The organism is Streptomyces sp. NPDC057702 (genome assembly GCF_042799315.1).
Lineage (GTDB): Bacteria > Actinomycetota > Actinomycetes > Streptomycetales > Streptomycetaceae > Streptomyces.
Window position 1 is genome coordinate 82,951 of the sequence record NZ_JBHVJC010000034.1, and the last position, 10,482, is coordinate 93,432.

The window sequence follows — 10,482 nt, forward strand, 5'->3', positions numbered from 1 at the left end:
AGGAGGTGGGGCGGACGGTCAGTGCGTCAGGGCCGCCTGGCCCGTCGCGGCGGCGGTGTCGGGCAGCGTGCGCGGGCTGCGCAGCGCGGCGGCCACCACCGGGCCGATGACCGCGACGTGCTCGGGCCGCATCAGGTGGTAGTGCTGCGCCCGCACGCGGTGCACGTCCAGCAGCCCGCCGACGTGGGGCTCCCACGCCCGCGCGACGTGCGCGGGATCGCGCTGGTAGCCGGGGATGTCCAGCTCGGCGGTGAAGAGCAGCATGTCGCCCGCGTACGGCTCGGGCGTGAAGGCGCGCATCAGCTCCAGGTCGTTGCGGAAGATGTCGAGCAGCGGGAAGCTGTCGCGGCCCTCCAGGAGGTGGACGGGCAGCCCCGTCTCGCGGCTCAGGTCGGCCGCCAGCTCCTCCTCCCCGACAGCGCCCGCCGCCTCGGGCCCCGGCGCGGCCAGATCGCGCCCGCCGACGTCGTCGAGGAGCAGGCCCAGCCACTGCCGCTTGCTGAGCGGCGGCAGGTCGTCGAAGGTGTGCCGGTAGTCGGGGTACGCGTCGAGCACGGCCAGCAGCCCCGTCTCCTCGCCCTCGCGCTGGAGCTGGGCGGCCATCGAGTGCGCCACCAGCCCGCCGAAGGACCAGCCGAGCAGGTGGTAGGGGCCGTGGGGCCGCACCGCGCGGATCTGCGCCAGGTAGTCGGCGGCCATCTCCGCCACCGCCGAGGGGTGCGCGCCCGGGTCGCTGAGGGCGCGCGCCTGCAGGACGTAGACGGGCTGGTCCACGCCCAGGTGCGGCAGCAGCCCGGAGTAGAGCCAGCCCAGCCCGCCGCCCGGGTGGACGCAGAACAGCGGGGGCCGCTCGCCTCCGGTGCGCAGCGCGAGCAGCGGCTCCAGACCGTGCCGTTGGGGCGCGCCCGCCCCGGCGGCCAGCGCCGCGTCCAGCCGGGGCGCCAGCCGCTCGGGCGTCGGCGCGGCGAACAGGTCCCGGATCGTGAGCTGGACGCCGTGCGCGTCACGGACCCGGCTCACGAGCTGCGAGGCCAGCAGCGAGTGCCCGCCCAGGTGGAAGAAGTCGTCGTCGATGGTGACCGTCGGCAGCCCCAGCACCTCGCCGAACAGCCCGCACAGCAACTCCTCGTGCGGGGTGCGCGGCGCGCGGCCGGCGGCGCTGACGCTCACCTCGGGCGCGGGCAGCGCCGCGCGGTCCACCTTGCCGTTGACGTTCACCGGCAGCGCGTCCAGGACGACGAACGCGGCGGGCACCATGTAGTCCGGCAGCGTGCGGCCCAGCAGCTCCCGCAGGGCCGGGGCGTCCAGCGGCGACGCCCCGCCCCCCTCGGTGGCCGCCGTGGCCGCCTCCCGCGGCGTCAGGTAGGCGACCAGCCGCTGGTCGCCCGGGGTGTCGGCGCGCACCAGCGCCACCGCCTGGCCGACCCCCGGCGCGGCACGCAACGCGGCCTCGATCTCGCCCAGTTCGATACGGAAACCACGCAGCTTGACCTGGTGGTCGGTGCGGCCCAGGTACTCGACCTCGCCGTCCGCGCGCCAGCGCGCCAGGTCCCCGGTGCGGTACATGCGCTCGCCCGGCACGCCGTACAGATGGGCGTACGGGTCGGCGACGAAGCGGCCGGCGGTCAGCGCGGGCCGACGGTGGTAGCCCCGGGCCAGCTGCACTCCGGCCAGGTACAGCTCGCCCGGCGCGCCGGGCGCGCACGGCCGCAGCCCCTCGTCCAGGACGTACAGCCGGGTGCCGGTCACCGGCCGGCCGATGGGCACCGGGCCGCTCCCGCCCGGCCGGGCGGCGTGGTACGTCACGTCCACGGCGGCCTCGGTCGGGCCGTACAGGTTGTGCAGCCGCGCCGTGGGCAGCACCGCGTGGAAGCGCTCGGCGCTCTCCCGGGACAGCGCCTCGCCGCTGCAGAAGACCCGGCGCAGGCTCGCGCAGGCGGCGGCGGCCGGCTCGGCCAGGAAGACGTCCAGCATGGGCGGCACGAAGTGGGCCGTGGTCACGCCGTGTGCGCGGATCACCTCGGCCAGGTAGGCCGGGTCGCGGTGCCCGCCGGGCCGGGCCAGCACCAGCGTCGCGCCGGTCAGCAGCGGCCAGAAGAACTCCCACACCGACACGTCGAAGCCGGCCGTGGTCTTCTGCAGCACCCGGTCCTCGCCGGTGAGCCGGTAGGTGTCCTGCATCCAGCGCAGCCGGTTGACGATGGCCTGGTGCGGTACGGGCACGCCCTTGGGCCGGCCGGTGGAACCGGAGGTGTAGATGACGTACGCCGGGTGGAGCGGCAGCGGGGCGGGCGGGAGCGCGGCGGTGGGGGACACCGCTGCCAGCGCCCGGCTGACATCGCTGTCATCGAGGGTGAGCGTGGGGATGTCGAGGCTCGGGCCGACGGCGGGGGCGCTGTCGGAGCGGGTGACGACCAGGGCGGGCGCCGCGTCCGCCAGCAGGTAGGCCAGCCGCTCGGCCGGGTGGTCGAGGTCGAGCGGCAGATAGGCGGCGCCCGTCCGCAGCACGGCCAGCAGCGTGATCACCAGGTCGCTGGAGCGGGGCAGGGCGACGGCCACGGTGCGCTCGGGCCCCGCGCCGCGCGCGGCGAGCAGGTGGGCCAGCCGGGTGGCCGCCGCGTCCAGCTCCGCGTAGCTCAGCCGCTCGTCGCCGGCGACCAGGGCCGGCCGCTCGGGCGTGCGGGCCGCCTGCGCGCCGAGCAGCTCCGGGAGGGTCCCCGGGGCCCTCGGCCCGTCGGCGGGGCCGGTGGTGGGGTGGGACGCGCCGGCCGTCGGGTCCGCCGTGGTGGCGCGGGGCGGCGTCGTCGCGGGCGCGGCGTCGGGGGCCGGCGGGGTCGCCCGGGTGCCGCCGCTCCACTGGAACAGGACGCGCTCGCGCTCGTCGGCGTCCAGCAACTCGATCTCACCGACGGTGCGCCGCTGCGCCTCGGCGTCGGCGAACTCCGTCACCAGGGCGATGAAGCGACGCCGGTGCGTGGCGAGCTCGGCCTCGGAGTACAGATCGGTGTTGGCGTTGAGGTCGATCCGGATGCCGGTGCCGTCCGAGCGGTCGTACGCCATGATCGCCAGGTCCTCGACCAGCCCGTTGGACAGGTTGTGCGCGGTGACGCGGTGCCCGTCGTAGGTGAAGTCGTAGCCGAAGGACATGATGTTGACATGCGGCCCGTTGAAGCCGCGCCCGCCGTCCGGCAGCTGGAGGTCACGGGCGAGGTCGATCTTGCGGTAGCGCTGGTGGCGCAGCGCCTGTCGCACCTCGCGGGAGACCTGCTTGAGCAGGTCGCGTACGCGCGTGTGGCCGCGCACCGGTATGCGCAGCGGAAGCAGGTTCGCGAACATGCCCGGGACGGTGCGCGACTCGGCGTCGGTGCGCGCGGCGACCGGCAGGCTCAGGATGACGTCCCGCTCGCCGGTGAGGCGGTGCAGGTAGGCGGCGGTGGCCGCGATCATCAGCGCGGACCAGTGCGTTCCGGCGGCGCGCGCCGAGGCCCGCAGGCGTACCGCCTCCTCCTCGCTGAGGAACACGGTCTCGCGGATGCGGGACTCGAAGACGCCGGCGCGGCGGCCCGCGAGCCGGGCCGGCTCGGGGTAGTCGCGAAAGCGCTCGGTCCAGTAGGCGCGGTCCGTGCCGAACGCGTCCGAGGCCCGGTACTCCGCGTCCTTGTCGAGCAGGACACGCAGGGCGCCCAGGGGCGAGGGCGGCGTGTCGGTCCCGGTGGCCAGGGCGGTGTAGAGCTCGGCGGTACGGCGGGCGACGAGGGCGCCGCCGGCCGCGTCCGTGACGATGTGGTGCAGCCCCTGGTACCAGGCGTACCGCTCCGGCTCCAGCTTGAACAGCGCGTACCGGAACAGCGGGTCGCGCGTGAGGTCCAGGACGCGGGCCAGGTCGGCGCGCATCCACTCCTCGGCCGCCGCGTCCGGGTCCGCCTCGGCGCTCACGTCCAGGACGGGGAAGTCCCACCCGGTGATCGGTCGCTGGACCTGCCAGGGAATCCCGCCGTCCTCGCCGAAGCGGGCGTTCAGCGGCTCGGCCTCCGCGACGGCCTGCCGCACGGCCTTTTCCATGAGCCCGGCGTCCACCGGGCCGTGTATTTCGATGTACTCGCCGATCCGGAACTGGGTGCTGTCCGGATCGAGTTGCTGGCTGAACCAGATCTCGTTCTGGCCGTTGGACAACGGGAGTCGCATTTCGCGAGTCTCAGACCGCAAAACTTTCACCTCGTGCGCTAGCGAAATGGAGGGAGTCGGCCCGGTCGTTGGCCGAAGTTCAGCCACCACGACGCCTGGTAAGCCGCACCATGATCCTAGGAGTCGGACCATGCGGGTGGTGGCCACGGAGAGGGGATTCCGGCCACATCGTAGGGGGTGTCGGCGAAGGCCCCTGATGTTATGAGGATGGTGAAACTGTTCCGTGACGGACATGTGAATAGAGTTTGCGAGCCCATCTCGTCGAATACCCGACTAGGGGTGTCATAGGGGGTCCTTTAGGGGTGTCAGTTACGGGTAGTAACTGATGGCTTGACGTGCGTGGGTGAACGTGCCGCGTAGGCCACATTTCCCATTCCCTCGTTGTATTGCTCGTGTTTCGGTCAACGTGCTTCGGCGGGGGTTCCGGAACGACCACCTCCGGGCCGCGAAGTCGGCTTCGTCCCCTCCGAGCGCCGCGCGGAGGGCGGCGGGCGCCGCCGCGTTGTCGCGTTCCGTACTGGCCCACCCGACGAAGCGCCCCCGATCCCGCGCCCTTCGCGCCAGCGCCCGGACCAGCGGGCCTTCGGCGCCGCGCCGCCGATGCGCGACGGTCACCAAGAGTTCACGCGGGAAGGTCCCGCCTTCGCCCCGGGCGGGCGGCCTGCCCGTCACGCACCCACCCCACTGGCCGAGACGGGGGCCAGGAGTGGCGGATGGGCCTCCGGCCCCGGACGCGCCGCCGCCGAGGCGTGCGAGCGGTTTCGCGCGATCGGCCGCAGGGGTGCGGTGTTCCGTGGCCGCTGCGGCTTTGGGCATGACGGCGCGGCATCGCACCGAGGCCCGTACGCACATGGCGGCATTCGCCGTGTTGTTCGCCCGCCCGGCCCTTGTTTCCGTTATCGAGTAAAGGACTAGCCGCGGAAACTCTCGGCCCACCGGGAAAGGCGTTTCCCCGCGTTCCCCGCCGAACAGCGCGCGACTCTCGTACGCGGTGAACTCCGCCAGATACGCCGACACGTCTCGGCGGTCGCGGAGCACCATGGCCCCGGCCTTCGTCTCCACCGTCGCTGGGCGAGTGTCATGGACGGTGAAGGTGTTCAGCGGGCCCCGGGGAAATGTCCGTCCAGGAGAATGCCGCCGAGCCGGACGTCGGGGAGCGGGCTGAGGGAGCTCATTCGGTCGATCTGTGTGGCCATGGCCGGTGCGGGGAGGAACGGCCATCTGACCGCCTGTTCGGTGCGGACGAACGCGAAGTGCTGGGTGGTGTCCTGGAGGACGGCCTGCCGCTTTCCTGCTCACGGCCTCGCTCTGGTCTCCGGGGACGTGAACGGGGCTCGCCCGCGCAGGCCCCCGTCGGGGCCGGCGACGCGACGGTACGGGCGAGGGGCGTGGTCGTCCACGCGGCGGGACCGGTGTTCGCGTCGTCGGGTGGGGAACCCGCCGGGCGGCGTACCGCGCGAACACACGAAACCCCGCCCCCTGCGGGCAGGGGGCGGGGCGGGTGGAGGCCGTGGCGGGAATCGAACCCACGTAACTCGCTTTGCAGGCGAGCCCCTAAACCACTCGGGCACACGGCCGTGTCGGTGCGTGTTCTGTTGTCGTCTTCTGTTGTCGTCGTGCCCGCTCGCGCTCGTCTCGCTCGTCGTGCGTCTCGCGGTGTTCGGTGGTGCGGGTGGGCGAGCCGGCTCGCGCTCCCTCGTGCGCCCGCCGATCGATCCGGGCTCCCCCGTGGGAGGGGGCTCGGAGCGGTTGGGCGGGGTTTCTCGCGGTGTCGCTGAGATGACTAAAGCGGGTGCGGGCCGGGTTGGTCAACGCGTGCGCGGCGGTTGCCACGCGACCGCAACATGGTCGCCACGATTGATCGCGAGCACCGCCCCCGGCGACCTGGCCTGGTCGCCCGGGGTACGGGCACCCCCGGGTGCCTGGCCCGGGAGGTCGCGGCGCGGGCTCAGTCGCCCGACGACTCCCCGGCGTGCCCCGCCCGCAGGAAGCCCTCCACCGTGGTGCGGAACAGGTCCGGCGCGTCCACCCAGGGGAAGTGCCCGACCTCGGGCAGCGGGTGGGCGGTGGCGTGGGGGAAGGACGCGGCCACGAGCTCACCGGCCCGCAGGCCCGTCACCCCGTCGCGCTCACCGGTCACCACCAGCACCGGGCTCTCCACCGCCCGCAGCCGCTCCAGCAGCGCCAGCCGGGCCGCCTCGTCCACGCCCTGCCAAAAGCCGGCCCGTGGCACGGGGCCGAGTTGCGCGCCCTCGCTCGCCGCGTGCTCCCGCTGCGGCTCCTCCCACCGCCCGTACGCCATCGGCGCCGCGCGCCGCAGCAACTCGCGCACCTCGCTCAGGTCGGAGGTGGTGGGCAGGGCCTGGACGGCCGCGTACGCGTCCGCCCACCAGGGTTCGGCGGAGCGGGCCTCGAAGATCTCGCGGGCGTCGTCGGGGAGTTCGCCCTGGAGACGGGCTCCCGGGCAGAGGAGGACGAGGTGGGTCAGGCGTTCGGGGTGGGCCGCCGCGTACGCCTGGGCCGTGGCCGCCGCCGCGTCGTGGGCCAGCAGCGCGAACCGCTCAAGGCCGAGGTGACGGCGGAGCGCCTCGACGTCCTGGGCCAGGCCCGGGAAGGCGTACCCGCTCGGCTCGGCCGCGGGCGGCGAGTCGCCCGTGCCCCGGCTGTCGGGGACGACCAGTGGCCGGTGCGCGTCGAGCCCGCCGAGGTCGCCGAGGTAGGCGGCGGCGCGGCCGGGCCCGCCGGCGAGGCAGACCAGCGGTGGCGCGGCGGCCCCGTCGCGCGGGCCGAGGACGCGGTAGGCGAGTTCCGCCCCGTCGTAGGAGGCGTACTGGTGCGCGCCGGGGGCGAGCGCGTGGGGTGCGGTGGCGTGCGACATTCGTCCAGCTTGCCGCATCCGGGCGCCGTCCCCCGAGCGCGTGTGCGCGGGGCGCGTCGACTCGACGCGCGGCGTCGGGCGCGGCGCCGGCGCTCGGGATCGCCGGCGGGCGGGGGACGGGCGCCGGAGTGCGCGCGGTCGGGCGTACGGCCCCGGCCTGGGGCTTGGTGCGGGTGGGACGTGAGGGGTGGGGGTCGTAGGGTCGTCTATTCGTCGAACGAGGGGATCTGCCGCTCTACCCCAACATCTGCTTATGATGAAGGCGTGTTCGATTCCCGGCACATCCACACCTTCCGCGAGGTCCTGCACGCGGGTTCGTACTCCGGCGCGGCCCGCTCCCTCGGCTACACGCAGCCCGCGATCACCCAGCAGATGAAGGCCCTCGAACGGGACGTCGGCACCCCGCTGTTCACCCGCGTCGGCCGGCGGATGCGGCTGACGGAGGCGGGCGAGGCGCTGGCTCGGCACGCCGACGTCATCCTGGACACCATCGCCGAGGCCCAACAGCAGATGGACGCCATCACGCGGTTGCGCGCGGGCCGGGTGCGGGTCTGCGCCTTCCCCAGCGCCAGCGCGACGCTCGTGCCCGAGGTCGTGGCGCGGCTCGCCACCGGCCACCCCGGGGTGCGGGTGGAGCTGCTGGAGGGCGAGCCGCCGGAGTCGCTGGGGCGGCTGGTGCGCGGGGAGTGCGACATCACGCTCGCCTTCACCTATCCCGGCCTGCACGAGGAGGTGCCGGACGAGGTGGTGGAGGTGCGCCTGTTCGAGGACCAGCTGACGATCCTGCTGCCGGCGGGGCACCCGCTGGCGCGGCGGCGCGCGGTCCGGCTCGTGGACCTGGCCGAGGAGCGGTGGATCGCCGGCTGTCTGCGCTGTCGGGCCAACTTCCTGCACGAGTGCGCCGAACAGGGCTTCGCGCCCGACATCGCCTTCACCTCGGACGACAACCTGGTGGTCCAGAGCCTGGTCGCGGCCGGTGTGGGAGCGGCCATGATGCCGGCCCTGGTGCTGTCCTTCCTCAGCCATCCCAAGGTGGCCGGCCGCGCCCTCGACCCGGCCTCGCGCCGGCAGGTCTCGGCGTACGTCCTCCGTGAGCACCTGCGCATCCCGGCCACCGCGCTGGTCCTGGACGAGCTGCGGGCCGCCGCCGAGCGCCGCGTCGGCTGCTGACCCGCACGCCGGCGCCAGCGGGCGTACGCCACCGGGCCCGTACGCCACGGCCCCCCTCCCGGCGCGGGGCACGCGCCGCGCGCCGCGCCCCGTCGGGCGTCGCGGCATCCATAAGCGGGAGGCCGGGTTCGGCCAAGGAACTGTTGTTGGACGGGCCGGGGCGGGCGGCGTGACGCTGCCGGCATGCGCACTCCGACCGCTCCCACGCCCTTCCGGGCCGCACGCACGACCGCGCGTCTCGACGCCCTCGTCGAGGACGTGCGGGAGGCCGTCGGCCGGGGCCTGCCGCCGGACCTGACGGCCTACCTGGTGGGCGAACGGCTCGGCCCTCACCTGGCCCACCCCGACCTGCTGACCGACGAACAGCGCGCGGGCGACCCCGACCACTACCGCCAACACCTGCTCTACGCCGAGCGGGACGGCAGCTTCTCGGTCGTGGCCCTGGTGTGGCTGCCGGGTCAGCGGACCGCGATCCACGACCACGTCTCCTGGTGCGTGACCGGCGTGCACCAGGGGCAGGAGAGCGAGCGCCGCTACCGGCTGGTCTCCGACGGCGCCACCGCGCGCCTGGTGGCGACGGAGGACGTCACCAACCCGCGCGGCTCGGTGTGCGGCTTCGCACCCCCCGGCGACATCCACCGGGTGCGCAACGCGGGCCAGGACACCGCCATCTCGATCCACGTCTACGGGGCCGACATCGCGCGGCTGGGCACCAGCGTGCGCCGCGTGTACGAGCTGCCCGCGGCCGAGCTGTGAGCCGGCCGCGCACGGCCCACCACCCACACCAGCGAACGCGCCCGCACCCCGCCGTCCCGCACCCCGTCACCCCGCGCCGCACGCCCGCGCACCCCGGCCCACCGCCCCGCGCCGGCGCCCCGGCGGCCGGCCCGCCACCCCCGAGGTCCGCCGCCCCCGGCGGCACCGGGCCGGTCGACGGCAGGGCGAGCGGACTCGCGCTCGCCGCCGGTGGCGTCGCCCTCGCCTGGGTGGCCCACCGACTGCTGCCGGCCGTGCCGATGCTGACCGTCGCGGTGGTGCTCGGGGTGGTCGCGGCCCATCTGCGCGGCGTGCGCGGCCTGGTACGGGGCCGCTGCCGCCCCGGCCTGTCGTACGCCGGCAAGCGGCTGATGCGGGTGGGCGTCGTGCTGCTCGGGCTGGAGCTGAGCCTGGGCGACGTGCTGGGCCTGGGCTGGGCGACGGTGGCCATGGTCTTCGCCGTGGTCGGGGCGACGTTCCTCGGCACCCTGTGGCTCGGCCGCAGGCTCGGGTTGCCCGGTGACCAGCCGCTGCTGATCGCCACCGGCTACTCGATCTGCGGCGCCTCCGCGATCGGCGCGGTCAGCGAGGCGTCCGACAGCGACGAGCGGGACGTGGCCACCTCGGTGGCCCTGGTGACCCTCTGCGGCACCCTCGCCATCGTCGTCCTGCCCCTGCTCCAGCACCCGTTGGGGCTGACCGACACGGAGTTCGGCCGCTGGGCCGGGGCCAGCGTGCACGACGTGGGGCAGGTGGTGGCCACCGCGCAGACCGCGAGCCCCGCCGCGCTCGGCGACGCGGTACTGGTCAAGCTGATGCGGGTGGCCATGCTCGCGCCCCTGGTGGCGGTCGTGGCCCTGTCCGTACGCGCCCGGTCCCGCTCCCGCGCGAGCGCCCCCGCCAGGGTGAACGGCGCCGCGCCCGCCGCCGGCGGGGCCCGCAGGCCACCGCTGGTGCCCCTGTTCGTCGCCGGCTTCCTGGCGATGGTCGCGCTGCGCAGTACCGGCGTCCTGCCGGGCGGGGCCATCGAGGGGGTCGGGCACGCGCGGGAACTCCTGCTGGCCGCCGCGCTGTTCGGCCTCGGCAGCGCGGTGCACCTGCCGACGCTGGCCCGTACGGGCGGCCGGGTCGCCGCGCTCGGCCTGAGCGCGTGGCTGGTGATCGCCGGCGTCTCGTACGCGGGCGTCCTGTTGACGGCGTGACGGCCCGGTGGCGGACGCCTCCCGCCATCCACCCACCCGGCCGCCGCCCGGCCCGGGCCCACCACCCCCGGGCCCGGGCCACCCACGAGGACGGGCCCGGGGCACACCGGCCACTCGCCCCCGGCCCCGCCGACCCGTCCCGGGTCGCCGCCCCGCCGCACGGCGGCGTTCCGGGTCGCCCGCACCGCCCCGCCGACCGTCCTGCCCCACCGCGCCGCCCCGCCCCGCCGCTCAGGGGCGCGCCACCCCCGCCCCGGGGGCCCGCCCCCCCGGCCGCGCCCGGGCCCGCCC

At 75.2% G+C, this 10,482-nt stretch carries 5 protein-coding genes, 1 tRNA gene and 1 pseudogene; 3 read left to right on the top strand and 4 right to left on the bottom strand.

Annotated features, from left to right (window positions below):
• Positions 1 to 18 precede the first annotated feature (18 nt).
• From ACFVFR_RS24880 to ACFVFR_RS24895, 4 genes and pseudogenes are all read right to left on the bottom strand, one after another.
• Positions 19 to 4,185 (bottom strand): amino acid adenylation domain-containing protein, encoded by a 4,167-nt coding sequence (locus tag ACFVFR_RS24880; protein ID WP_383705411.1) that lies wholly within the window; start codon positions 4,183 to 4,185, stop codon positions 19 to 21.
• Positions 4,186 to 5,282: 1,097 nt separating this feature from the next.
• Positions 5,283 to 5,414, bottom strand: a pseudogene (locus ACFVFR_RS24885) (XRE family transcriptional regulator); the annotation flags it as partial.
• A 273-nt stretch (positions 5,415 to 5,687) separates the two neighbouring features.
• Positions 5,688 to 5,762, bottom strand: a tRNA-Cys gene (locus ACFVFR_RS24890).
• Positions 5,763 to 6,133: 371 nt separating this feature from the next.
• Positions 6,134 to 7,063 carry an alpha/beta fold hydrolase gene (locus tag ACFVFR_RS24895; RefSeq protein WP_383705413.1) on the bottom strand — a complete coding sequence of 310 codons (930 nt, stop codon included), beginning with the start codon at positions 7,061 to 7,063 and terminating at the stop codon, positions 6,134 to 6,136.
• A gap of 264 nt (positions 7,064 to 7,327) precedes the next feature.
• Here ACFVFR_RS24895 and ACFVFR_RS24900 point away from each other — a divergent pair, with 264 nt between their 5' ends.
• From ACFVFR_RS24900 to ACFVFR_RS24910, 3 genes are all read left to right on the top strand, one after another.
• A complete protein-coding gene (locus tag ACFVFR_RS24900) occupies positions 7,328 to 8,233 on the top strand; it encodes a LysR family transcriptional regulator (RefSeq protein ID WP_383705415.1) in 906 nt (301 codons plus the stop codon).
• A gap of 183 nt (positions 8,234 to 8,416) precedes the next feature.
• On the top strand, positions 8,417 to 8,989 hold the full coding sequence (locus ACFVFR_RS24905; RefSeq protein ID WP_383705417.1) for a cysteine dioxygenase: 573 nt from the start codon (positions 8,417 to 8,419) through the stop codon (positions 8,987 to 8,989).
• Between the two features lie 230 nt (positions 8,990 to 9,219).
• On the top strand, positions 9,220 to 10,191 hold the full coding sequence (locus tag ACFVFR_RS24910; protein ID WP_383705419.1) for a YeiH family protein: 972 nt from the start codon (positions 9,220 to 9,222) through the stop codon (positions 10,189 to 10,191).
• The last annotated feature ends 291 nt before the right edge of the window (positions 10,192 to 10,482 follow it).

Bases quoted from the DNA above. Each gene is read 5' to 3' on its own strand.
- ACFVFR_RS24880 (WP_383705411.1), bottom strand. From the start codon at position 4,185: ATGCGACTCCCGTTGTCCAACGGCCAGAACGAGATCTGGTTCAGCCAG.
- ACFVFR_RS24895 (WP_383705413.1), bottom strand. From the start codon at position 7,063: ATGTCGCACGCCACCGCACCCCACGCGCTCGCCCCCGGCGCGCACCAG.
- ACFVFR_RS24905 (WP_383705417.1), top strand. From the start codon at position 8,417: ATGCGCACTCCGACCGCTCCCACGCCCTTCCGGGCCGCACGCACGACC.